The sequence below is a fragment of the Pseudoalteromonas sp. BMB genome, assembly GCF_001709235.1.
Taxonomy (GTDB): Bacteria; Pseudomonadota; Gammaproteobacteria; order Enterobacterales; family Alteromonadaceae; genus Pseudoalteromonas; species Pseudoalteromonas maricaloris.
On sequence record NZ_MBQA01000213.1, the window covers coordinates 1 to 25,049 of the forward strand.

Genomic DNA, 25,049 nt, shown 5'->3' on the forward strand with positions numbered 1-25,049 from the left:
CGGCTTGGGATTTGAGGATTGAGTGTGATGCTGGGGCGACGTTTTCTTGGTTCGTTCTTTTTCGTCGTTTAAAAAGAATGAACGAGAAGCGCATGGATGCGCTTTGATATTAAACATGGAGATTTATTTTGCTAACGGCTGGTAGCTCGAAATTTATCGTAAAGTCAGCCCGTCATCCTGACAGGTTTCAACGCCCATCCATGGGCTACGACATACTTTTCTTTGATGCCCAAAGAACAAGTATGCAAAAGAAAGGGCACTCCCAACATCACACTGACTCCTCAAGTAAATCGCCAATATAAACGTCACCGCTGTGTAAGGGCCATCCTTGGCCCTGTCACAGCTTTTCACGCATCCATGCGCTGAAATGACTCATTGGCAATTTACTTTCGGGTGTGATGAGGGAGATACAAGGTGCCGACAGGATGTCGGCCAAGTCTTGTCTGGCACAGGGACGTGCCTTACAAGACGGTTGCATTATATCGGCTTAGGGTTTGAGGATTAAGTGTGATGCTAGGGCGACGTTTTCTTGGTTCAATGAACGAGAAGCGCATGGATGCGCTTTGATATTAAACATGGAGATTTATTTTGCTAACGGCTGATAGCTCGAAATTTATCGTAAAGTCAGCCCGTCATCCTGACAGGTTTCAACGCCCATCCATGGGCTACGACATACTTTTCTTTGATGCCCAAAGAATCGTTGCGCAAAAGAAAGGGCACTCCCAACATCACACTGACTCCTCAAGCAAATTGCCAATATGAACGTCACCGCTGTGTAAGGGCCATCCATGGCCCTGTCACAGCTTTTCACGCATCCATGCGTTGAAATGACTCATTGGCAATTTACTTTCGGGTGTGATGAGGGAGATACAAGGTGCTGATAGATTCTTGTGGTGCTTGCAAACAACTATGTTGCTAATGGCTTTGTGAACAGCTAACAGGCGACTTATTCCCCCTCCATCACACCCGAAAAGCGTAAGCTGATATGCAATGTGCCGACAGGATGTCGGCCAAGTCTTGTCTGGTACAGGGACGTGCCTTACAAGACGGTTGCATTATATCGGCTTAGGATTTGAGGATTATGTGTGATGCTGGGGCGACGTTTTCTTGGTTCGCTCGATCGCGTCGTTTCAAAAGAATGAACGAGAAGCGCATGGATGCGCTTTGATATTAGCCAAGGAAGGCTCTACTGATCAGTCAACTCGAAGTGGTCGCTTGCAAGCTCATCATCAACAATAGCTCGAAAACATAACTTCTCGGCGGGTGAGCCGCCTCCCACTAGATTATTTACACTATGAAACACTTGTGGTGGTGCTTCACTTATTCCAACCTAACCGACAAATTACAAAACTGTTTACATCCTCACTCAAATTGCGTTAACCACTCTTTTAACACGCTATTTAGCAAGGTTTGCTGCTCTCTACTCATCCCTTTAACCAATTGGGCTTGAATGGCGATATGCGGTTCAATCAGCTTTTCAATCAGGGCGAGGCCTTCTGCTGTCAATTCAACTGTTACACTGCGGCGGTCTTCTTTACAATGCTCACGTTTGATAAGGCCTTTTGCCGCTAGCTTATCTAAACGGTTGGTCATCGCGCCAGAGGTGAGTAGCATGGTTTTAAATAGCTCTGATGGGGTTAAGCGAAATGGTTTGCCGCTGCGGCGCAAGGTAGCTAACACATCAAATTCGCCCAAATTTAAGCCGTATTGCTTGTGCAGCTTTTCAACTTCGGCTTCCATATGTTTAGCTATGCGCACTAAGCGACCCATTATTGCCATGGGCATTGTTTCTAACTGTGGTTTTTCGCGAGCCCACTGCTCTTGTACTCTATCAATCGCATCCATCAATATTTGCCCCGACAACAAACTTTGTAAAGAAATATCTTAACATAAAGATACTTTACAAAAAGTATTTTTAGTAATACCTTACCGCAAAGTATCTCAACATAAAGATAGTTAATGTGAATATACTCCTTGCGATGATCCCTGCATTTTTATGGGGCACCACGTATGCGGTGACACAATACACCCTCGCGGACTGGCCGCCTCTTTTACTTGGCGCTATTAGAGCGCTTCCGGCTGGGCTTATTTTGCTGGCAGTTAAGCCGAGTTTGCCAAAAAAAGCAGACTGGAAAATACTATGCGGCCTTGGGGCGATTAATATCGCGGCCTTTTTTAGCATGATCTTCGTGATGTCGTTAACGCTACCATCTGCCATATCGAGCGTGGGCATGGTGTCTGTGCCAGTGTTCGCCATGCTTTATCATTGGTTGGTCAATAAGCAACGCCCGGGATTGGTGCAAGCATTATGCGGCGCGGCGCTTATTGTGTTGGCCTGGTTGCTATTTGATCCGAGTTCACTGAGTTTAAACCCTCTTGGTTTAGCGGCAATACTTGCGGCAATAACCTGTATCGTGATCGGCAGCTCAATCACTAAGTCTCTTGGTGATCGCATGCATTGGTGGACAGTGTTAACTTGGCAACTCATTATTGGCGGCGTTATTCTCACACTCGCATCAAGCGTTCACGGTGTGATCGCACCAGCTAAGTATATTGCAGCTTTTAACAATTTCTCGATGACCAATCTCATCGGCATATTATGGGTTGTGCTCCTGAACACCGCACTGGGTTATAGTTTGTACGTGTGGTTACTACAACGTATGTCTGTTGTGGACTTTACCTTTGGTGGTATTGCAAATCCGATTGCGGGTATTTTGACGGGGCTGGTGCTACTGGGCGAGACGTTCACGCCGCTTCAGTATAGTTTGATGGTTGGCATGATTGTAATGCCGCTATTACCGCAAATTATCGTCACTACCCTACGAAGCCGAGCTGTGCCTCCTAAGTGTGAGGTAAACTAATCAGTTGAGCGCATAGCAATTATGCGCTCGTTCCTTTAAAAAGGCGAAACTAAAGTGTGAGTCGATAAATATATAACGGCTCGTCACCTGCTACGCCCAGATCATTGACACAGGACTCAACAAACTGGCCGCCTATTTTTTCAATGATCCGCTGGCTCGCAATATTTGACTGTAAACATTGAAACTCCACAGTTTTAATATCACTTACCTCTCGAAGCCTGGCAATAACCTGTTCAAGCACTAGACCGATTAAGCCGTGACCTCTTGCCTTTTCGCCAAGCCAATAGCCGATTTCGGCAGTTTGCGTTTGCGCATCCATATACTTGATCCCAAACACACCACAAAACTCGCAATTAAATTCAATAGCAGACCAAAGTCCGCCAACTTGGTTATTTATACGTGTGTCGATGTATCGCTCTGCATCAGCCTCGGTATGTAATGTCGCAACCCACGGCAACACGTTTTGTAAACTTGCGCGACTACTTTGTACGCAATCAAATAATGGCTTTGCATGCGTCAAAGCAAGGTTTTGTAGTTTGAGATTGGCAGAAATATCTAGTTGCACGGGATGTTCAGCTCCATTTGCTCACCTTTATTCAAATACAGGTCTAAAGAAGCTGCGTTCATAGCTGATTATGCAACCGGTATCTTCTGCAAATTTAATTGCAGCCTGACACTGTGCGTCTTGAAACGATTCGTTGCGATACGTTTCATAGGCCGCCAAACTGGGAAAGGTGAATAATGCCAAGGCAATATTACTTGCACCTTCCGATGGTAAAAAGTAGCCATTATGCTGGCCACCAAAGCGATTGACGAGTGGGATCCACATTTTGGCATATTCCTCAAAGTCAGCAATTTTTGCCGGATCAACAACATATTTTAAGTAGCAAGTAACCATACAACCTTTCCTTTTTGTTAAAAACACCAGTTTCACATTGCTCTACACAGCGATAGACAGTGTGCGAGATTACTTTAAGCGTTAATAACATGAAGTTAAAGGGATATGGGACTATCTGTCTCGATTAAATGCTCAACTCAAGGTATTAACTCAGCGTAATGCTACTGACAATAACTGACACACCGAGAGAGTATCGTAGCTGCAACTTTTTAAAAAATGATGGAATTCCATGATGGTCACCGTTGATTCTTTGGTGTTATATGTAAGCAATATCGAGCTTAGCGAAGCGTTTTATAGACAGCTATTCTAATGTGAGACTGTAAAGCTTTCTCCAACTTTTGTTTCTATGAAGTGTGCAAACAACATCTCCATTGCACTTAAACAAAACACAGCCCTTACACCACCAAGTCGCATTACCGGGGGCGGTACTGAAATCTCTATTATGCAACCAAGCCAAAAGGCGTTTTTTGCTTTATACGATACATGGAAGTTACTAGATATTGAGTTTGCTCAGGTCCCGCAAGCCGAGGTATATGGCGACAGTTTTGTCGTATTAGACCCAGATAAACATCGTATTCGCGTGTTTGTCGTCAATGAATAAATTTGGCAAAAGCTGCTAGCGCTTCAAGGTGTAACAGGTCTTGACAAACCAACCCATAGTAACACGCAGCTTACCCTCCAAATAAAATCACCCAACTTTTTATTTGCATGGCGGCAATAAAATAGTAAAACATGTCCCAATGCCCTCTTCACTCTCAACCAATAACTCTCCACCATGCTCTTTGATTATATCGTAGCTAATGGAGAGCCCGAGTCCTGTGCCTTTACCGACAGGCTTAGTAGTAAAAAAGGGGTCAAATATCTTATCAATGATCTCCTTGGGGATCCCAACGCCACTGTCTTGCACACTGATCGCAACACTGCCATTTTCCAAATACGTTGTTACCTTAATCTCTCCTTCACTCTTTAAAGCCTGCGCTGCATTGATGAGTAAGTTTGTCATTACTTGAATTAGCTTGCCTTGGTTCCCCAGCACTTGAGGGACTTCACCTAACTGTGTGATCACGTTCGCATGATATTTGAGCTTACTCTCAACCAGATTTAACGTTGTCTTTATGCAGGCAGTAATATCGCAAGGTTGCAATTGAATAGTATCTGCTCTTGAAAACTGCTTGAGATCGTTCACAATCGCAGAAACTCTTTGCAGCCCAGTCATCGACTCATCAATAAGCTCTGTACAATCGCTATTAATAAAAGCAAAGTCTTTGTCTTGAACAAATTGATTGAACGCATGACGTTCGCCGGGTTCAAGTCCGAGCTGAACCGCACGCTTTGCAAGTTCGGCATAATCGCCATGATAGTGACGCATCACATCAAGGTTACTCATCACAAAACCGAGCGGATTATTTATTTCATGGGCAACTCCGGCGGCCAATTGACCCACAGACGCCATTTTTTCTGAGTGAACAAGTTGTTGTTGCGCGGCTTCAAGCTCTCTGTTGGTGGCCTCAAGCTGCTGATTTTTCTGATTCAGCTTTTCAGTTCTCTGTGCCACCAGTTCTTCTAAGTGTTTATTTAGCTCAATCAAATCATGTTTATATCGTTCTCGACGCTCATGCTCTTCGGCTAAAGTTTGTGATAGTTCATCAAACGCTAAAGACAGTTCTTGTAACTCATCTTTACTCTGTATTGGTTTCCATTTGAAATCAAATACGCCTTTTTTGACATTACGAGCGATAAATTTAGCTTGGCTTTTCAATATATACAGGTTGGTTGTGAGATATATCCCCAGAAAATAAGAGAAAATAGCAACTAACGCCATTTCAAACAGCGCGATAGAAACCGTCCAGCGTTTTACTTCTGACATCGTTCGATTTATGGTGCCAATATCTATGCCTATCTGAATAGTGCCAAATAGTGTCCCTCCCTCAACAATATCAGCATGAATATCAAAAATACCGTCCGTGACTTTCGCAACTAACGTATCATCTTCAAATGTGCGCGTTTTAAAGCGCTCGTTTCCTGCAAAGGAAAGTGTTTGGCTTTCACCATCGATCACTTTAACGTAAAGGATATCTGGGTTACTTAATAACTCATTGGTAAAAGCATCTAACGTGGCTAAATCGTACGACAGCACGGCATCTTTGGTCGCGCTCGCAAACAAACGTGCAGTCGTGGTTGCGCGTTTATTCATGGCGTCATTTGCGGACTCCATCATAAAATCAATCACCACAAATATGAGCGCACTCAACAGCACCGCTTCAATAATAGCGGTGCCAATCATGGTTTTGAGTCTTAACGATAGCCTTTTCATTCAGTCGTGGCGCTTCTTAATCATCCCAGTACTATTTGCCAACCAAGGTTTCTAATTCTAATGCTTTTACGTCTTGCCAGTCCTCGTTCGACGCTGCCACAATGCCCTTGAAATTCACCGCTTCGAGTAGCCTCATTCCCTCTTCAGTCAGTTCAAGAGAGGTCAACGCCGCTACTAATCTTTGCCTTGCATCTTCTGGCATTGCTCTTTTTACAGCAAATGCATGTGGTGTATAACCTTTTGTCGTCCAGAGAATGTCGAGTTGTGATTTAATTTTAGGATCGGCGTTGTTGAAAGTACGCATGACACCGCCCCCCGCTTTGACAAATCCTCTCGACACGTTGAGATAAACGGAGTCATGGGAAGATACATATCTTGGCGTAAATTCAATACCTTGCTTCGCCAATTCCCCTCGGGGCAAAATGCTCGCAGCGAATGCAGCAGGAGCCGGAAAAGCAAGCGTTTCTCCTCGTAATTGCGATAAGTCAGTAATACCCGCTCCTTTTTTAACCACGATGATCCCTTTTATCATTTTATCTCTTTGCTTGGCGATAGCTTGATAACCTACCCGCTCATTAAATACAACAAAGTGATAGGGATTCATGTATGCCACATCATACTCTTGCTGCAGCACCCTGGCTTCAAAGGTTGGTATATCTTTAGCGGTTTTAAATGTGTAGTTATCTCCGGTTTTATCACTGAGATAATCGAGAATAGGCTGCCAATTTTTGGCTAACTTATTTGCAGACTGCTGCGGCACAAAAGCGAAGGTATAATCACCACTCAAACATAAAGCGGGAAACAAAATGAGACTCATCAGCAGGATTTTTATCATCACATCACCACCTAGCAATAAACACTTTTCGAATAAGGACTTAAGTTCCACAAAAGTATAGATCAATATTAAAAAACGGCTTATTTACTCATTGATAAAAGTGCCTGTCCTTTATCTTATGTCCTTATCTTTGTTGGCCTTGATATTTTGTAACGCGCTTGCCAGCCAAATGGTAAACTGGTGAACAATCGCCGAACTCTTGCGATAAGTCGTTTGCCTAAGCCAATAGCCATAGCCTGAAAATTCCTCCATTGTTGGGCTTTTACTTAACCACCCCTGTCTAACTGCAGACTCTGCTAATACATCGCTCAATAGTGCCAGCCCCTGCCCGGCCACAGCCGCCTGCAAGACAAAGTGTTCTTGCTCAAAATAACGCAAGTCATAATGACTTTCGTCAATGTGCGCTTGCCAAGGAATATTTTCAAGCCCCGTTTCGTCTTGCCAATGGGTGAGAAATAGTACAGGTTTACCTTGGTCTGGCACCCGATAATTTGGACTAGCATAAAGCCCTATTTTCTCGGTAATAAGATGAGTTTCATTAGAATTCGGATCCGCTTTGCCATAACGCAGGGCGATATCAATATGCTTCTCTTTATTTAAATCAATGAGCTGATCGCTCGCGCATATTGTGACGGTTTGGTTTGGAAAAGCGCGATTAATGGCAGCCATATTAGGAGCAAGCCAAAGTGCAGCAAATGAATTACAGCATGAAATAAGCAAATCATTCTTTTGCTCAGTAAACTCAATAAACGCATTATCAAGCATATTGAGTGAATCAATACACACCTTTGCCAGTGCCTGTCCTTGTAATGTTAATTGCACTGCTCGCGTTTTTCGCTCAAAAAGCTGAACCCTTAACTGTGATTCCAGTGACTTTATCTGATGTGACACTGCCGTAGGCGTAACATTAAGTACCCGCGCCGCATCTTTAAAGCTCAAGTAGTGCGCAGCAACAGCAAAAGTTTTTATGTTATTCAAAGATGGTAAATGTGTGAACATAGCAAACCTATAGGTTAGTTTATTTCATCTATTTATGGATTCTTCTCAGTTGTCACATTGCTTACGTAAGCACAGAATAAAACACAGGACATAACTGGAGAAAAGCCATGAAAAACATTTTATATATAAGTAGTAGCGCAAGAAAGTATAGTGAGACAAGTTCGCAACATCAGTCAATTAGCCGGATGTTAGGTGAGCAATTTTTGACAACATTTAGCAGCTGCACACATGAAGTGGAAATCACCCATCGCGACCTCTCTGTGAAACAACCTGCATTCATCGATGAAACATTTATCGCGGCTGCATTTGCAAAAGGAGTGTTAAGCGAAGAGCAACGCTTAGTACTCGCTGAGTCTGACGAAATTATCAAAGAAGTGACCAATGCCGATATTATTGTGATCGCAAGTCCTATGTATAACTACGGCATGCCTGCAGTGCTAAAGGCTTGGTTTGATCTGGCGATCCGAGTAAATAAAACCTTCAGCTTTGATTTAGCGCGAGGAGATAAACCGCTTGAGCCAATTTTATCGGGTAAAACTCTCGTATTACTGGCATCTTGGGGGGAGTTTGCATTTAAAAAAGGTGAGTCACAATATCATTTGAATCACCTAAGTAGCCATATCGAGCAGTTGGCTCCATATTTAGGTGCTGAAGCGTTTTATGAAATCGCATCTGAGTATCAAGAGTTTGGCGACGACAGGCATAAGCACTCAAAACAACGTGCTATTGATGAAGTACGTAAACTAGCGCAAATACTTAGCGCTAAGTAAGAGCACAGGTGAGCGTATTACGCTCACCATACTCTCACATAGCTTAATGTTTGTAGTGATACGTAACCTTACTTTGTAGATGTTTAGGTTCAATATGAATAGGACGATAAAGCTGGATAGTGCCAACAATCTTTGCACCATCACTAATTGTAAGCGTTGGCATGTCATTCTCAAGCTTAGAAGCAAGAGATCCTGCCTGACGATAAATCACATCACCTAAAATGGTAGCGCCGCTGGCAATTGTAATATCTCCGCTCGCGTTGATGACATTTCCTTCAATTAGCACCGACTCACCAACCTCAATATTACCATTGGTAACTTGAATGCTCCCATATACGTGCGCTTTTTCCATCAGCATAATGTTGCCATTCTCAACATTAACCGACTGTGCTTCACTATGCTTATCAAGCTGAATATTACCGTTAGTCACTTCTGCAGATTTAACTTTGGCCCCTTCAGCTAGCGTAATATTGCCATTTTGTAGGGATAAGTTCCCAGCTTTTTGACCACTTGCCACATCAATATTTCCAGCAAAATGGCTTAAGTCTTCACCATGAGTGGCGTTGAGGTTACCCACAGAGCATCCGACTAAGTGTAAAGTAAACGCAAGCGCGAGTGGGTATTGATAACGTTTGTTGGTCATTATTTTTTCTTCTTATTATTGGTTACTAGAGCAAAGTATTAAGACAAAGTGGTGTAACTACCTAGAGCCACTAAGCAGGTTTCACTTAACTTTAGCATTCAAACCGAGCTCAAGAGGTGTTAGTGGTGGATAGAGTTTACATCGATGGAAGCCTACTCAGAGTGTCCTGAGTAGGCTCAAAGTGCATGGCTAAGCGTTCAAAACCGCAAGTAACCTGCCTTTTGACGTCGCTAAATCGGCTTTGTCAGCCTCAGCTAGATAACTGATAAGGTAAGTCTCAAGACTACTTTCTTCACCTTGCAGTTTTGCATCTAGCATCGCGACTTGCTCAGACATTCTCTCGCTTTGCAACGCTTCCGGTGATGACTGATTCGTCAAAATCTCAAGTCTCAATAGCAACTGGGCGGCGTTTAGCGAGGTTTTATTATTACCTTGCCAAGAGCTAGGAATATCACCATCAGTTTCTACCGCTTCCACCAGTTCATTGAACTTTTCACGACGTTGTGAAGAAAATAGATCATCTAATTTCGACTTCACTTGTGACAGTAAACGATTCTTTTCTTGCTTCAGTCCTGGCACTACAATAAACGTATTGAGTTCGTCACGAATGGCAGCCAGTTCATTTTGAGTGACCGCTTCAATGACCTTGTTGTCGAACTCTGCAAGCAACTGACGCTGCTCGGCTTCCTGCGACTTCTCCTGTGCTTTTTGCTCTGCATATTGTGCACTGCGCTTTTCAAACACGGCATCATTATGGGCACGAAATGCTTTCCACAGAGTATGTTCTTGTTTGGCACCAGCAAAACCAATTTGCTGCCACTGTTTTTGCAATGATTTCAGTAAGTCACAAGCTGCAGCTAAATCTTCAGCCTCAAGCTGCTGCTGTGCAGTTTCAACTAACTTAGCCTTTTCAACGGCATTGGCTTGATGGAAAGCTTTAAGTTTCTCGTAAACCGCTTGATGGTGCTCACGGTAAATCGAATTCAGCTTTTGATAGACTTTGGCATCCACATTGCCAGCATTTTTCCACACTTTGGCTAGACGGTTAAATTGTGCTTCCACTTCTCGCCAATCAATACCCTCGTTATCCAAAGTACTAAGCAGTGCTTTGACTTCTTCAATCACCGCTTCACGTGCTATTTTTGCCTGCTCACGCTGTACTTCTTGCTCCGCAAAGTAAGCGCGACAAGGTACAAACAATAATTCGATTTTTTCATCAAATTGAGCTGCTTGCGCCTTTTCCTGTTCCGTTTCAACATGACCAAGTTCGTTCCAACGTGTTCTAAGTAATTTTACTTCCTCAGCACGCTTAACAGGGTCAACCGACTCCTCAGCCAGTTTGATATCAAGCTCCGTAAGCAATTCTTCACGTTTAGGTGTAGCTGCATACTTTTGCCAATCTTTAAGATCTTTTAATGCTTGAGACAAGCTTTCATACTGGTTTTCAAGCTGCTTTTTGTAGCTTGGCGTAAGCAACTCAAACAGCTCAATAAAGCCATTAAAAACACCAAAAGCCACGTTAAATCGACCCTGATCAATCAATCGTTGAACATCACGCGCTTTCTTCTTCGCGATTTTGAGTGCTTTTTCTTGCTCATTTTTCAGCGGTTCGATAGCTGTCATAAACACTTGGCTTGCATCTGATAGCTCAGCTTTTGCTGATTTATGCAATACCTTAGGCAGTGAATCTAACGCTTTACGCGCTGCAACATAGCGGTCTTTTTGTGCTTGTACTTGGGTATCAAGCGCTTCTAACGAAGTTGGTACTTCAACTGCCTTTAACTCTGCTAAGGCATTATTGAAGGTTTCACTTGCAGCAATAAGTGCGGGTAAATCGGCAAGATCACGCTCAATATTTTGCAGTTTTCTTGTGAACTCGCCAAGCGCTTCAACAGTGACATATTGAGGTGCAGACACTTTGCCTTTTAATACTTCACTACGCTGAACCAATGCATCGTGTGGGGCTAAGTCTAGTGTTTTACATGCAACTTCGACCGATTTTTCAATGGCCTCAAGTTCAGCAGTTAATTCCGCAACCTCTAGGGCTTCATTTTGCTTTTGCATTAACTCAGCTTGCTGCGCTTGATGTTTAACTTGTAACTCATTGAGATGACGGTTTAATTTATCTGCTACTTGTTGATACTTTGCATCTAGTGCAGTTACCGTTTCAGCATCTAACCACTTAAGCTCAATACTTTGCCACTGTGCAAATAACTGTTGTGCTTGCGCGTTCACAGTTTCATAGTTTTGCTTATCTCTTAGCGCGTTTAACTTGGCAAGCACAACGCGCGTTTGCTCAGCAACTTGAGTAGGCATTTCTTTTGCTAGTCGCTGCTGTTCCAGTGATCCAGTAAGAGAAGTCAGCGCTTCACCTTTGGCTGCTTTTAGGACACTCTTTTCAAGTGAATGCTGTGCAATCAGTTCCAACATAGCGACCTGAAGTGCTTCATCACCTTCTTTGAACGATTTTTCGATTAACGTGGCATTCGCGAGGCGCTTAAGCAGTTTAACTTTGTTCGTTAAATCGGTCTCAATTAACGCAACTTTCTCAAGCGTTTTAGCTGGCGCATAGCGTTCAATGTATTCTTCACGAATGTTGCTCTGCAATGCGGTGTCTTGATTAATAACCGCGCTCGAAATTTTCTGCTCAGCAAGCTCTTTTAGCTCGCTATCTTGCTTATAAACTTTCCACCAAAGACCAAGGTCATTTACCTTAGTAAGTACCTTTTTTCTGATCTGTGCAGACTCGTCCTCAAGTGCTAGCGTATGTAGTAAAGTTGCGTCTTTGCTTAAGTCTAACTTGTCCACTGCTTGTGAGCGAACGTCAACCTTAGGGTGTTTCCATTTCGGTGTAAAAAGGTGTTTAAAGATCATTTTCACTGAACCTAGCTATTTCATTGTCGGCTTTGAATTCTTGTTGTAATTCGCGTTTGGATTTTTGCACCATTTCACCTTTTTCGTTGATGGTGAACTGCTCATTGGACTTAGCTACTTTTGCTTGATATAGCATGACCAACTGCACGGTTTGCTCTTTTTGCGCATCACTTAGTGGCGTACCATCAGGCCACTTTCCGGTTGACGCACCGTATTGCAAACGCTCGAATACTTCAGGGGTAATATTTTGAACTAAGCTATCTACATTCATTACTACTTTTTCTTTTTCAAAATAACGAGGATGACTCGATTAATTAAGTACCAAACCGCACCAATGCCTATAGCGCTTTTGCTTGCGATCATTTCAAACGAGTTAGGGTCAGGCTGCTGCCAATAGATATATAAGAATCCACCTAGTACTAGGATCAGTGCAATAAACGAGTAATTCATTACAGATTGCTGACGTTTTACACGATTTCTAGAGGCCGCTCTCTCTCTGTCCTCTTGAGAAAAGTCTGCTAAATTGGCTTCACAATGCGGGCAGGACTTATGTTTGGAGGAAATAGATTTACCGCAGCTTGGGCACTGTGCTATTGCCATCGTGTTACTTCTCCATAATACAAAAAAGGGCACCTGTGAGGCGCCCTATTCTACTACCTTTGCGAACTCTTGTCCTTACATGACAAGATAATTTTAATTAAAATTCGCTCACTGTTTGTGTTCTTTGTTGAAATCTTCCCAGTATTCTTTAACCGAAGATTTCATTTCTTTTCTGAGTAGTAAAATACCAAACAAGTTAGGTAACGTCATCACTACGATGGCCACGGCAGCCAACTTCCACACTAGTGTCGTATCAGCAAACGACGCCCAGAAGAAGCCTGCAACATAGAATACGCGATACGGCATGACCGAACGACTACCAAGAAGATAAATCATCGCGCGGTCACCATAGTATGACCATGCAATTGCCGTAGAAAACGCGAATAACAACAAACCAATCGAAACGATGTATTTACCATTTTCGCCCAAATAACCTCGGGTAAATGCTTTGGTTGTTAGCTCTGCCGAATGCACTAAAGAGTAACCAATCACACTGATGCTATTGTCTGTTGGCAAGCCGTCTTTCACTTCGACCGTTCCTGTGTACTTGTGACGCTCTGTAATACCAAAACGTACTTGCTCACCAATAGAACGCGAGTGGATCACGGTAAAGTTTTCCGTTACCGCTTTACCCTGTACAACTTCAATCTCACCATTGAAAGGTTTGACAGTATGCTCTTTTTTACCATTCAAGTAGGCGTACAATGCATCTCGGTCTTGTTGATTCGATTCGTCATATTTACCGTCTAAGATAACCATAGACGAGCGCTCGAAATGGGTTTCGAACTTTTCGGTCCACACACCCGATGACAAAATAACCAATCCCGTCAAGGTACAGATAATGATTGTGTCAATAAACGGTTCAAGAATGGAAACCATACCTTCAGACACTGGTTCATCGGCTTTTGCCGAGGCGTGCGCGATTGGTGCTGAACCTTGACCCGCTTCGTTAGAAAACAGACCTCGGTTAACCCCACGGTTAAATGCATACGCAAAAGAAGCCCCTAAGAAACCACCCGCTGCCGCAGAACCCGTGAAAGCATCTGTAAATACAGAAAGGAAAGAAGGAACGATATTCTCAACGTTGTAGAAGATAACAGCAAAAGAACCAAGAATATAAATCGCGGCCATTAATGGCACGACGCGAGAAGTGATAGCAGCAATGCGCTTGATACCACCAAGTATAACAAGCGCAAGCAAAACTGAAAGCACAGCACCGGTTGCCATCGGTGCAAAACCAAAGGTCGCTTCCATGCCTTGAGCAATGTTGTTGATCTGCGGCAAGCTACCTGTACCAAATGAGCTAATCACAGTAGCAATTGCAAATAATACCGCTAACCATTTCATGTTTAGGCGACGATCCATATAGTACATTGGACCACCGGCCATGGTGCCATCATCTGTTTGTACACGATATTTATGCGATAGTGTGACTTCCACAAATTTGGTTGTCATACCAAAAAAGGCAGTCATCCACATCCAAAATAATGCTGCTGGCCCACCGATTGAAATTGCCAGCGCCACCCCACCAATATTACCAGTACCAACTGTGCCAGAAAGTGCCGTTGCGAGTGCTTGGAAGTGTGTGGTATCGCCTTCTAGGCCTTTTTTATCATATTTACCAGTAACGACTTTACACGCATGTTTGAAATATCTGATCTGTGGAAATTTCAAGTAGATTGTAAAAAACAAACCTACCCCTAACAGAACATACGGGAACCAAGGTGAACCACCTAACATTCCATCTAAGCTATCTAATAAGCTGCCTAACGCATCCACGAATATTCCCCTTTATTGTTGTTATTACACCCTGTCGAGGTGTTCTACCTTATTTTTTATATTAATTTGCTTTAAATATTATTTTGTTGTTCTTTTAAACGCACAAAAATAAACGGGCAATCAATATGGTGATTACCCGTCTTTAAGCTTATCTTAAGTCGTCAACCACATTTAAGATTGCAGCTAAGGTGTCTTGACCAAACTGATATGAACGTCGGTCTGACCAGCCGAAGTAAGGATCCGGCAGATTTGCATTATCCTTAAACGGCATTTCAACGGTATAAGCCAACGCTTTGAACGCTTCACCAACAGCACATGATGCTACCGTAAGGTTTGCTTCACCCGGTGCATCTTTATCGTAACCAAATTCATCTTGGAACTCAGGTGTGATAGTTAACAGTGCCGCCTTGAAAGACTCTTCCAAACGCTGTAGGCGCTCATCATAACTCGGAATACCTTCACTGCCCGCAACGAAGTTATACGGTAGTGCTTCGTCACCATGAATATCGAGGTACATATCCAGCCCAGTTTCATGCATTTTGTTTAATACATAATAAACTTCAGGTGAGTTCTCAAGTGTTGGCGTTTGCCATTCACGGTTAAGGTTTACGCCTTTTGCATTAGTGCGAAGATGACCACGAACGCTGCCGTCCGGATTCATATTTGGCACGACATAAAATACCGCTTTCGATAACAGTGCAGCGGCATGTGGATCTTCGTCATCCAATAGTTTGTGAAGCAAACCTTCAACAAACCATTCTGCCATCGTTTCACCTGGGTGCTGGCGCGCCGTGATCCAAATCTTTTTCTTCTCATCTGACGGCTCACCAATAGTGAGTAAACTCATATCACGGCCATCAAGCGTTTGACCTAGCGTCTCTACAACGCACGCATCATGGGCTTGAGCCCAGTAGACTAGGTCTAAATGGCGCTCATAACTATAAGGCGCAAAATAAGCAAAGTAGGTGTGAGCACATTCAGGCTCAAAATCGATAGTTAATGTGCCATTCTCATAACGGGTTGGCACGCGGAACCAAGTTTGACGATCATAAGATGCAACCGCATGATAGTCATCCCAACCTTCTGGGTAGGCTGAGTTTAGTAGTTGATTGATATGAATTTTGTGCTCTAAAAAAGGCGTAGACTCAAGTCTAAAGTGAAACCATTGAAAAAAGTCAGACTCATTGTCTTTATTGATTTCTAGTTGAATATCTGCAGGTGATTCTGCTTTTACCACCTTTATATTACCACTATCGAAATTACTCGTAATGCGCATAGGTTTCCCTAAATAAGTTAAAAACTGCTGTGTAAATACACTGTTACCATACTCAACTATGCTTGAGTCGAGAATTATATTAAACCTCAAAGAGAGGTAATACTGTGCCTGTCTTTGCACAAAGTTGAGGTGTAACTTTTTGTTAGCTAATTGTAGCTGACCTATCTTTGCAAGCCTACCACAACGAACTTGTTTCAAAAACTAAAAAAGCCAGCTGGTGCTGGCTTTTTATCGTAAATTTCGTGTTAGCGAGGTAGGCTCGGGAATTTTACTTCCGCCATGTCTTGCATTACACGTACAACCTGACAGCTGTAACCAAACTCGTTATCGTACCATACGTAAAGTACTACACGGTCGCCATCAACGATGGTTGCTTTTGAGTCAACCACACCTGCATAACGGCTACCCACAAGGTCAGTAGACACGATTTCTGTTGATGCAGTGTAGTCAATCTGGTCACGTAGCTCAGAGTAAAGTGAAGACTCACGAAGGAATTCATTTAGCTCTTCAGCAGTTGTTTCTTTACCTAGATTTAGGTTAAGAATTGCCATTGATACGTTTGGTGTTGGTACACGGATTGCGTTACCAGTTAGTTTACCAGCAAGCTCAGGCAGTGCCTTAGCAACCGCTTTCGCAGCACCGGTTGAAGTAATAACCATGTTCAATGCTGCACTACGACCACGACGCTCAGCTTTGTGGTAGTTGTCGATCAAGTTTTGGTCATTGGTGTAAGAGTGAACCGTTTCAACGTGACCATTTTTAATACCAAACTTGTCGTTAAGTGCTTTTAATACCGGTGTGATTGCGTTAGTTGTACAGCTTGCTGCAGACACAATCTTGTCTTCAGATTGAATGTCTGAGTTGTTAACACCATAAACGATGTTTTTGATGTCGCCTTTAGCTGGCGCTGTAAGTAACACTTTAGACGCACCGATTGACTTAAGGTGTTTACCTAAGCCATCTTCATCTTTCCAAACACCTGTATTATCTACGATAAGTGCGTTTTCAATACCGTATTTTGTGTAATCCACTTCTTCAGGTGAGTTTGCGTAGATAACTTGAATGTAGTTACCGTTTGCTTTAATCGCACCTTTTTCATGGTCTACTGTGATTGAACCATTGAAAGGACCATGAATTGAGTCACGGCGCAATAAACTTGCACGTTTCTCAAGATCACCATCGCGGCCACCGCGAACAACGATTGCACGTAGGCGTAAATCAGCGTGAGAGCCGCCACGTTCGATAAGTAGGCGTGCTAATAAACGGCCAATGCGACCAAAACCATAAAGAACGACGTCACGAGGTTCTGGACGTGCACCTTGGTTTAGTAATTCTGCAAGTTCTGCATTTAAAAACTCTTCGATTGAGCGGCCTTCACCTGCATTTTTATAAATGTAGGCATAAGCTAGCTTACCAAGGTCAACACGACCTGGTGCCAATTCCATTTTGCTGATCACTTCTAAGAATGGAAAGCTTTCACGAAGACGTAGTTTGCGCTCTTCAAAGCGTGCTACTGTTTTGTGTGCTTTGATAACATCAATGGTGCTTGCGCTCACAAGAGGACGACCGTATACAGAGATTTCAACGCCTTTGTTACGGTATAGACGACCGATTAGGGGTTGCATGCTTTCTGCATAATCTTGACGCTCTTGCCAGCTGTTTTGATATTCTTGCTCGTGAGATAAGGTCATTTTTTCTGCCTAATAAACAATTTTCTTTGAACGGATAGCCCGAATGGGCACGGCTATTCTAATTTAAACTGCCGTGATTCTCCACTGTTACCGAACAATTCATTGCGTTAAACTAGTAAACTATTAGCTCTACCCTGTTTATTCGGGCGTAACCCCCTATAATTATAAAAAATCATTGAGGTCAAACTATGGCGTTTAAAAAGTCGCTAGTTTTTGCAGCGTTACTACTTGCTGGTTGCGACGACACCCTAACCTTGAACCAAGTGTGTAGCGAAACGCCTGGTTTTTGTGAAGACTTAAATAAAGACAGTCACTGTAAAGACGAACGTGCGTCGCTAATCTACGCGCGCTATCACGAATACAAGTCACCGACGGACGAAAACAAATATGACTTGTTGCAGAATTTAGAAAGCTACAACCTATGTGTTTCTCGCGCTGCCAAAATTGAGCACATCAAGTTAAAAGAAAAAACCACGTCACGAGTGGAAGGTCATCTCACTGCATTAAAAGAAATGACACGTATTTATAATGAAACAAAAGGCAGTAACCACCCAGGCTTACTTTATTATCATTGGTCTCGTAACAGTGATCGCACAGCAATGAACAAGCTACTGAACATGCAGGATGACCCTAGAGTTCAAAACGATCCTGAAATTCAGCTTTTCCTCGCAGAGTTTTACGCCAAAGTAGATGACGATAAAACCGTCGATATTCTCTACCGCGTATTAGAGCTAAACAAGAGAGGCCATACCCCTAACCCAGAAGTCTATTCATCTTTAGTCAGTATTTTCTACAAACACGAAAAGTATAAGCACGCATATACTTTTGCTAGAGTAGCTCAACTTTCTGGGGTTGAAGATATCGATATTATTCCAGTGACAAACCAACTGGCTGCAATGGGAAAAGATTTAGCCAACTTAGATTCATTGGCGCAACGAACTTACGAGAGCATTCAAGCTGGGGAGTTCGTTTCCCCTCGTGATTTCTGAGCCTTGTTATAAAAATCAAAACGGGAAGCCTATGCTTCCCGTTTTTGAGAATAAATGTTCACTACTTTGCCAGTGCTACGTTAATAAATACCGCGGTCATTAAGATTGGGCAAACAAATCTAACGTACTGAGCAAACCAGTAATGTGCACCACGAGATTCTAAGTGGAGCTGATTACCGCGCTTCCAAACCCAGCCAACAGTAATAAAGTAGAACAGTCCCATCAATGATAGCTGATATTGCGTGAATAGACTGATCACCAATTCGAACAACCAATCAAAGTTTAGAATAATCGTGCTCGATGCTAATAAGATAACTAGCGTAACCAACCAAGTCGCTTGTTTACGTTGAAAGCCATGGTTTTCAACCAAGAAAGATACCGGAATTTCTGTTGAAGAAATGGTAGAAGTTACCGACGCAATAGACATAAGCACAAAGAAAGTCAGGCTAACTAATAATCCCATTTCCCCCATATTGGCAAATAGCTCGGGTAAAATGGCAAAAATCAACCGGCCTTCACCGATTAATTTGCCGTCTTGAAATACTTGAACACCATTTTGCTGCGCAACGAATATTGCAGGGATAATAAGTAAACCGGCCAAAAATGCGACACTGGTGTCTAGCATTGCAACACTAAACGTAAGCTTAGGTAGGTTTTCGTTCGGTTTTAAGTACGAGCCATAAATCATCATGCAGCCCACACCCAACGACAACGAAAAGAATGCCTGCCCCATCGCCGCGATGATCAAATCAGGATCGCTAATTTTTGAAAAGTCCGGAACTAAATACGTTCTAAACCCTTCTGCTGCGCCGTCTAACGTCGCCATATAACCAATAAGGCAAAGCAATAATACCAGTAACAATGGCATAAGTCTGCGCGACCAAGCTTCTATGCCTGATTTTACGCCTTTGAGAATAATGCTCGCAGTCAAAATTAACATAAGTGGCGTAAAGATAAAGTTTCTCAGCATTGAGTCACCGCTAAGAAACTGATGTGCGGTATCTAATTCAGCCATTTGCGCAAGAGGATCAAGTGCATGAGACAGCATCCATCCAGCCACAATGGAGTAAAAGCTGAGCATCACGATAGCACCAGCAAGGCCGATATACCCTGCCGCGGCTCCTATTTTCGGATTACCTTCACGCCAGGCTGTCTTAAGTGCTTTAACTGGGTTTGCTTGTGCCTGATGGCCTAAGTACAATTCTGTGTAAAGTGCAGGTAATGCGAGTAAGAAAATTACCGCAAAATAAACCAGTAAAAATGCACCGCCACCGTGGTTTGCAGCTTGTGTGGGAAATCCCCAAATGTTACCAAGTCCAACAGCCGCACCAGCTGCTGCTAACACAAAGCCAAGTCGGCTTTGAAATCCATCGCGCGTATGAGCCATGTCTGTAATCAATCATTATTTTTGTAGACGGCCGATTATACGTACTTCCGCTAAAAATGCGAGAGGTTCTAGCCGTGCCTCAGAAACTCGAGTTGGGCGTCTCTAGAAAGTCCATTTCTTCTTCTGTTGAATCGCGATTGAGTATTTCATTTCGATGGGGATAACGGCCAAATCTATCGATAATTTTTTTATGCGCGACTTCAAAATCATAATTGGGCAGGTCGCGAAAATAATGATCAGCGGCACGATGGATGATGCGACTTTCGCTATGCATCATAGGTAGGTATAAAAACATCAATTCAGTATCGTTGAGCTGGCGGTGATAGCCCTTTTCGATAGCGTGTTGGGTGAGGCTCAGCGCCAAAGGATCACTGGCAAACGCCTCTGGAGTGTCTCTGAATATATTGCGTGAAAACTGATCTAAGATAATGATTTCGCACAGCGCGCCAAGTGGTGTTGCTCTCCAGCTCGAAAGCTCACCTTGGTGCGCCATTTGGTGCAAAATACCGAAGCGATTTTTTATTATGCGATCAAAGTCCGCAGACTTCTTCCACCAATCTGATTCAGTGCATTCAACAAACCAGAATTCGTAGACGTCTTTATAATTCATGATGGCACTCCTAGGGAAAAACAAACTTGATGGTCAGCAGACCCTAACCGTTATAAACAAAGTGCCATCCATTATTCAATAATGCAACTTTTTTATTAGTTCCCAAAAAACAATAAATTCACTTACGCAACCTCTAGTAATTTAGCATGAATTGACTGCACGACCTGATCTGACTCCTGCTGCTCAACTAAAAAGCACAGATTGTGCTTGCTCGCACCATGGCATATCAATCGAATATTAAACTCTGACAACACATCCATCAGGTTAAGTTGGCACTTCTTCAACTGGATCTCAGAACCTATCATGGCCACCAAAGTAAGATTATTTTCAACGGTCACATGACAAAACTCGCCAAGTTCGTCCAAACAAGCTTGTTCTAACTCTGGTCGAGAAGCATTCGGCGCATTATCTAGCGTAAGCGCGACACTAATTTCCGAAGTCGTTACCAAGTCAACCGATATATTGTAATTACTTAAAATGGTGAAGATACGAGCCAAAAAGCCGCTTGCAAGAAGCATTTCAGGGCTCTTTAGCGTCAATAGTATTTGGTTTTTACGTTGTGTCACTGCGCGAATGCCTGCTTGCGCCGTTTTCTCTTTTTCAATCCAAGTGCCACCCGCTTGCGGATCACGGCTTGAACCAACAAATACTGAAATACCTTTACGACTCGCTGGCAATATAGTTGCGGGATGTAACACCTTGGCACCAAATGTCGCCATTTCGGCCGCTTCATCAAAACTCAAACGAGGAATAGGTCTAGCCTTTACACACAAACGCGGATCGGTACTGAAAATACCAACAACATCGGTCCAAATATGCACACTTGACGCGTCAATTGCCTCTGCTAACAATGCAGCACTATAATCAGAACCGCCACGGCCAAGCGTGGTCGTCTGGCCGTATTGGTCACTACCAATAAACCCTTGCGTCACCTGCACTGTGTCGCCAAGTAGCGCGACCAAATTGGTTTGCGCAGCTTCACGCGTAGCTGCAACATTTGGATTCGCTTTTCCAAACTGGTTATCTGTTTTAAGCACTTTACGCACATCAAAGCGCGACGCCTGAACCTGATTATTCCGTAGTATTTGGGTAAACAAATAAGAAGAAAAACGCTCGCCAAAGCTCAACATTTCATCGCATTGCTGTCTGCTAAGTGCTGGTAAACTCGCAAGGCTTTCAAATTCACTGAAAGTTTGCTTGTAACCCTCTGCAAGATCAGCATCCAAAGACACTTGATCGATAATCGCTTGCTGTATGTTTTCAACCGCTGCAACAACTGCTTTGCGCCCGGCTTCATCTTCCTTTTGTTGGGTTAGCGTCACCAGGTGATTGGTTACGCCAGCACATGCACTCACAACGACCACTCGAACATTTGGGTTGTCACGAACAATGTGGGCACAACGAGACATAGCTTCAAAGTCAGCGACACTGGTACCGCCAAATTTGGCTACAACATACTGCGAATTCATTTTCTCTCCTCTCGACTGTTGGCACAGTCAAATTTTATAAGGAGAACTCGGCATGGGATTTCTAGAAAGACGAACGCTTGAAATGACCTTTGCCAGAAGCTCTCCACCAATACGGTGACAGTTCCGAGGATTCAGCCTCGTAAACCGAAGAATCGTTGCGACGAGCAACTTTTCTCCTCGGCGAATACTTCCCTCACTAGTGGTCATTGGTCTCGTCACCTCACACTAACTACCTAAGCATCGCGCCTCTTCTGTTTATTTTGCCTTTGTTAATCTGAATAAAAGCAAAATAAAAGCCCGCAATCAATGCGGGCGATGTAAGAAAATTATCTTTTAGCCGTCTAGGTGTCAAGTTATTTATGAAAAACTTATCCCAAAGCGGTAAAAAATTAAATCCATTGGTCTTAAATAAGCTGACCCGCGAAATACGCACCACTATATCCAATGGTATATGCGATAAGCAGGTAGATACTCATTTTAAGATAGCTTGAGAAAGTTAAGGCTTTAACCTTACTCATTGCAATGATCCCTGCTGCAGAACCAATGATAAGCATAGAGCCACCAACGCCAGTCGCATAAGTAAAGGTTAGCCATTGCGCTGGAGTCATCGTAATGTCTGCTTTTAATAGCGCAGCCGTCAACGGCACGTTATCTACCGCCGCACTCATTAAACCGACCAAGTAATTTGCGTACTCCGGTGCAAGATGCAGATATAAATCGGTAAACTTAGACAGTACACCGACCTCTTTCAACGCACCAACTAATAACAGCACACCCACAAAGAACAATAAGGTGTCGTATTCAATTTCACGGATATAGTCGATGATTTTCTTATTAACGTCTTTCTTGCGCATCAAGAATTGCGCCATTAAGAACATCAAAGACAAGCCAAATAAGAAAGTTAGCATCGGCGGTACGTGGTATTGCACGCTTAAGAATAACGTAGCAAAAATGGTTGATAAGAAGATGAGTGCAATGGTGATATCAGTCTTTTCAATTCTGCGTAATTCAGCCTTTTCAAAGGTGATCTTATCATTCATGCCGATTGATAGCATCGCAGCTAAGATAAATACGCTAAAAATAGAAGGGGCAATTAGTAAAAGCAGATCAGGGATAGTCACTTTATCGGCTAGAAATATCATCAAGGTGGTTACATCACCGGTGATCAATGATACCCCACCGGAGTTAACACTGAAGATGATTAACGTCGCATATCTAATTAGCTTTTTCGGGTCTAATTTCAAAGACATGACTACAGCTAATGAAATAAGCGTCGCGGTGATGTTATCCGATATTGACGAAAATACGAATGCAAAAGCACCGACCAAAAACATTAGCTTGCGTTCGCTAATATGGGTTGGCATGATCCGGTGAACAATATTTTGGATAAACCCTTTTGAGTTCAAGTAGGCCACAAACGTCATGGCAGCCATTAAGAACAGCCAAAGTGTCGCGATTTCCAAAATGTTATGGTCTAGCTCAATTTGTACAATTTCTGGGCTTTGACCATGAATTGGAGAGATAAAGGCGATAATCCAACATAAAGTACCAAAAAAAAGCGTTGTTTTGGCCTTGTTTACGTGAATAATATCTTCTATAACGATGAGTATAAAAGCGATGGCGATCAGGGTTAGAATAATGGGCGTGACCATAATGCGTAAACAACCTGTAATTAAATGTAACAAGGGGTGGGTTCGTTTTCGCGGCGGATTCTAGCACCATCACAGTCCCCATGCTACGTACGATAAACATTTTGTGACAAATTGATGAAGTAGCGATGTAACTTAGCTACTACACACTGGAAAGTTATGATCCCAGCAAAAAAATTATTAAATACGATAAATGAACACTGGAGCGTACTCGAGCTACTTTTTAAACGATTTAAGCTCGCAGATTTCAGTCTAAAAGATGTACAAAACATCCTAAAACAGAAAAACCCTAGCTGGTCGAGTGAACGAATTTATAAAGAAACCAATCGATTACTCCAACAAGAAATTATTATCCCTTTAGCTAAATCTTCACAGTTAGAAATCAACCGTGCAATCGCTGACTTCGCCAGCTTTCTTTTACAAGAAGAGAGTCTTGGTTTAGCGGAAGAGATCACGGTGCTGGTAAAAGACTTAGAAAGATTAGGTAATCGCATCGCACAAGCTGGTGAAGAGGCGGACTACTCTGAGCTACGCCGTTTTAGCCGCATTATGGACGAACGAGTTCGTAAAATTGTTAAGCTGTTCGAGCATAACGAAAGCGCTATCATGAACTTGGTTGAACAAGCAAAGTCTGACACCTCAACGCTGTCTCTTGGCATGAGATATAAAGCGGTATTGGAAGCGTTTGACGAATATATCGAACCTATGCTGGAAATGGTCGATATTCATGGCCCTTTCCAACGTTGCTTTGATCAAATAGAGCTTCAGGTCAGTGAACAAATTGACGAAATTGAACAATTAGGTCGTGGCGCTGCAGACAAACGTATGCTGGAGCAGCTCAGAACACGCATTTTAGATATGCACCTCATTGGTAGAGAAAGTCTAAGCCGCAGCGCCGACCTACTTATGCCGTTACGAGAAGAGCTACGCCGCAATACACTCATTACACGCCAAGCCTCTAAAGTCCTTGGACAAATTAGAAAGCGCGGCGTTGACCGTTTACTCTCACCAGTTCAACCTGAATTTGTGTCAGACATTCAACGTTTTAACCTCGGGCAAAAGCGTCACATGGTCGCTTATATGGCAAGTCTCGTTGAGTTTGAGCATGAAGAATATCAGCTGCCCGATCACGACGATGTGCCAGCTTATCAAAGCCCTAACATTCCAGATTACAACTCGGTAAAAACGAGATTTCAACAAACCGGTAAAAAGCGCCAGGCACTATTGGGCTTTTTAAGCGATAGCTACCCAGATCTCGAAGCAGACGAAATGCTGTTTCTTTATCAAAAGCTGATCAACGAATCTGACTTGGCACTTAGCCAAGAACAACAAAAGAGTAAGATCACTATCGCATCGCATACCTTCTCTTTATATCCATTTAGTGCCAAAGCAAAACAAGATTAGC

General features: G+C 43.0%; 22 protein-coding genes and 1 riboswitch. Of the genes, 5 read left to right on the plus strand and 17 right to left on the minus strand.

Annotation, left to right across the window (positions count from 1 at the left end; translation table 11 throughout):
• Window positions 1–1,362 precede the first annotated feature (1,362 nt).
• Window positions 1,363–1,845 (minus strand): MarR family winged helix-turn-helix transcriptional regulator, encoded by a 483-nt coding sequence (locus tag BB427_RS22310; protein ID WP_069023365.1) that lies wholly within the window; start codon window positions 1,843–1,845, stop codon window positions 1,363–1,365.
• 116 nt (window positions 1,846–1,961) lie between these two features.
• Here BB427_RS22310 and BB427_RS22315 point away from each other — a divergent pair, with 116 nt between their 5' ends.
• Window positions 1,962–2,861 (plus strand): DMT family transporter, encoded by a 900-nt coding sequence (locus BB427_RS22315; RefSeq protein WP_175401312.1) that lies wholly within the window; start codon window positions 1,962–1,964, stop codon window positions 2,859–2,861.
• A 49-nt stretch (window positions 2,862–2,910) separates the two neighbouring features.
• Here the strand turns inward: BB427_RS22315 and BB427_RS22320 are convergent, their stop codons facing one another.
• Together BB427_RS22320 and BB427_RS22325 are read right to left on the minus strand one after the other, a co-directional pair.
• The gene (locus BB427_RS22320) at window positions 2,911–3,426 is read right to left on the minus strand and encodes a GNAT family N-acetyltransferase (RefSeq protein WP_069023367.1); all 516 of its coding nucleotides are present in this window, start codon (window positions 3,424–3,426) and stop codon (window positions 2,911–2,913) included.
• 27 nt (window positions 3,427–3,453) lie between these two features.
• Window positions 3,454–3,759 carry an NIPSNAP family protein gene (locus BB427_RS22325; protein WP_010604531.1) on the minus strand — a complete coding sequence of 102 codons (306 nt, stop codon included), beginning with the start codon at window positions 3,757–3,759 and terminating at the stop codon, window positions 3,454–3,456.
• Between the two features lie 346 nt (window positions 3,760–4,105).
• On the opposite strand from BB427_RS22325, the gene BB427_RS22330 reads away from it, so the two are divergent.
• Entirely contained in the window at window positions 4,106–4,360 is a 255-nt protein-coding gene (locus tag BB427_RS22330; protein WP_254663688.1) for a hypothetical protein, read from the plus strand.
• 99 nt (window positions 4,361–4,459) lie between these two features.
• Here BB427_RS22330 and BB427_RS22335 read toward each other — a convergent pair whose 3' ends face one another.
• The 3 genes from BB427_RS22335 to BB427_RS22345 all read right to left on the minus strand — a co-directional run bounded on the left by BB427_RS22335 (window position 4,460) and on the right by BB427_RS22345 (window position 7,907).
• Window positions 4,460–6,073 (minus strand): sensor histidine kinase, encoded by a 1,614-nt coding sequence (locus BB427_RS22335; protein WP_254663689.1) that lies wholly within the window; start codon window positions 6,071–6,073, stop codon window positions 4,460–4,462.
• Between the two features lie 31 nt (window positions 6,074–6,104).
• On the minus strand, window positions 6,105–6,908 hold the full coding sequence (locus tag BB427_RS22340; protein ID WP_069023370.1) for a phosphate/phosphite/phosphonate ABC transporter substrate-binding protein: 804 nt from the start codon (window positions 6,906–6,908) through the stop codon (window positions 6,105–6,107).
• Between the two features lie 111 nt (window positions 6,909–7,019).
• Window positions 7,020–7,907 carry a LysR family transcriptional regulator gene (locus BB427_RS22345; protein WP_069023372.1) on the minus strand — a complete coding sequence of 296 codons (888 nt, stop codon included), beginning with the start codon at window positions 7,905–7,907 and terminating at the stop codon, window positions 7,020–7,022.
• Between the two features lie 107 nt (window positions 7,908–8,014).
• Here BB427_RS22345 and BB427_RS22350 point away from each other — a divergent pair, with 107 nt between their 5' ends.
• The gene (locus BB427_RS22350) at window positions 8,015–8,677 is read left to right on the plus strand and encodes an FMN-dependent NADH-azoreductase (RefSeq protein ID WP_069023373.1); all 663 of its coding nucleotides are present in this window, start codon (window positions 8,015–8,017) and stop codon (window positions 8,675–8,677) included.
• Window positions 8,678–8,720: 43 nt separating this feature from the next.
• Here the strand turns inward: BB427_RS22350 and BB427_RS22355 are convergent, their stop codons facing one another.
• The 7 genes from BB427_RS22355 to BB427_RS22385 all read right to left on the minus strand — a co-directional run bounded on the left by BB427_RS22355 (window position 8,721) and on the right by BB427_RS22385 (window position 17,540).
• On the minus strand, window positions 8,721–9,320 hold the full coding sequence (locus BB427_RS22355; protein WP_069023375.1) for a polymer-forming cytoskeletal protein: 600 nt from the start codon (window positions 9,318–9,320) through the stop codon (window positions 8,721–8,723).
• A gap of 189 nt (window positions 9,321–9,509) precedes the next feature.
• Window positions 9,510–12,194, minus strand: a complete 2,685-nt coding sequence (locus BB427_RS22360; protein ID WP_069023377.1) for a DUF349 domain-containing protein — start codon at window positions 12,192–12,194, stop codon at window positions 9,510–9,512.
• Entirely contained in the window at window positions 12,184–12,465 is a 282-nt protein-coding gene (locus tag BB427_RS22365; protein WP_010371878.1) for a YeaC family protein, read from the minus strand. The genes BB427_RS22360 and BB427_RS22365 overlap by 11 nt, the downstream gene beginning before the upstream one ends.
• A gap of 2 nt (window positions 12,466–12,467) precedes the next feature.
• Entirely contained in the window at window positions 12,468–12,794 is a 327-nt protein-coding gene (locus tag BB427_RS22370) for a hypothetical protein (protein ID WP_069023379.1), read from the minus strand.
• A gap of 108 nt (window positions 12,795–12,902) precedes the next feature.
• Window positions 12,903–14,573, minus strand: coding sequence for an alanine/glycine:cation symporter family protein (locus tag BB427_RS22375; RefSeq protein ID WP_017219279.1), 1,671 nt, complete (start codon window positions 14,571–14,573; stop codon window positions 12,903–12,905).
• Window positions 14,574–14,721: 148 nt separating this feature from the next.
• Window positions 14,722–15,849 (minus strand): M14 family metallopeptidase, encoded by a 1,128-nt coding sequence (locus tag BB427_RS22380; protein ID WP_017219278.1) that lies wholly within the window; start codon window positions 15,847–15,849, stop codon window positions 14,722–14,724.
• A 245-nt stretch (window positions 15,850–16,094) separates the two neighbouring features.
• Window positions 16,095–17,540 carry a glyceraldehyde-3-phosphate dehydrogenase gene (locus BB427_RS22385; protein WP_017219277.1) on the minus strand — a complete coding sequence of 482 codons (1,446 nt, stop codon included), beginning with the start codon at window positions 17,538–17,540 and terminating at the stop codon, window positions 16,095–16,097.
• 188 nt (window positions 17,541–17,728) lie between these two features.
• On the opposite strand from BB427_RS22385, the gene BB427_RS22390 reads away from it, so the two are divergent.
• Window positions 17,729–18,529 (plus strand): DUF2989 domain-containing protein, encoded by an 801-nt coding sequence (locus BB427_RS22390; RefSeq protein ID WP_069023381.1) that lies wholly within the window; start codon window positions 17,729–17,731, stop codon window positions 18,527–18,529.
• A gap of 61 nt (window positions 18,530–18,590) precedes the next feature.
• Here the strand turns inward: BB427_RS22390 and BB427_RS22395 are convergent, their stop codons facing one another.
• The 4 genes from BB427_RS22395 to nhaD form a co-directional block, all read right to left on the minus strand.
• Window positions 18,591–19,916, minus strand: coding sequence for a sodium-dependent transporter (locus BB427_RS22395; RefSeq protein WP_069023383.1), 1,326 nt, complete (start codon window positions 19,914–19,916; stop codon window positions 18,591–18,593).
• A 79-nt stretch (window positions 19,917–19,995) separates the two neighbouring features.
• Window positions 19,996–20,526, minus strand: a complete 531-nt coding sequence (locus tag BB427_RS22400; RefSeq protein ID WP_010604514.1) for a DUF924 family protein — start codon at window positions 20,524–20,526, stop codon at window positions 19,996–19,998.
• Between the two features lie 122 nt (window positions 20,527–20,648).
• Window positions 20,649–21,995: a lysine-sensitive aspartokinase 3 gene (lysC, locus tag BB427_RS22405; protein WP_017219273.1), complete on the minus strand. Its 1,347-nt coding sequence runs from the start codon at window positions 21,993–21,995 to the stop codon at window positions 20,649–20,651.
• 88 nt (window positions 21,996–22,083) lie between these two features.
• A riboswitch (Lysine riboswitch) is annotated at window positions 22,084–22,254 on the minus strand.
• A 145-nt stretch (window positions 22,255–22,399) separates the two neighbouring features.
• Entirely contained in the window at window positions 22,400–23,647 is a 1,248-nt protein-coding gene (nhaD, locus tag BB427_RS22410) for a sodium:proton antiporter NhaD (protein ID WP_010371900.1), read from the minus strand.
• A 156-nt stretch (window positions 23,648–23,803) separates the two neighbouring features.
• On the opposite strand from nhaD, the gene BB427_RS22415 reads away from it, so the two are divergent.
• Complete coding sequence (locus BB427_RS22415) at window positions 23,804–25,048, plus strand: hypothetical protein (RefSeq protein ID WP_010604512.1); 1,245 nt, start codon at window positions 23,804–23,806, stop codon at window positions 25,046–25,048.
• The last annotated feature ends 1 nt before the right edge of the window (window position 25,049 follow it).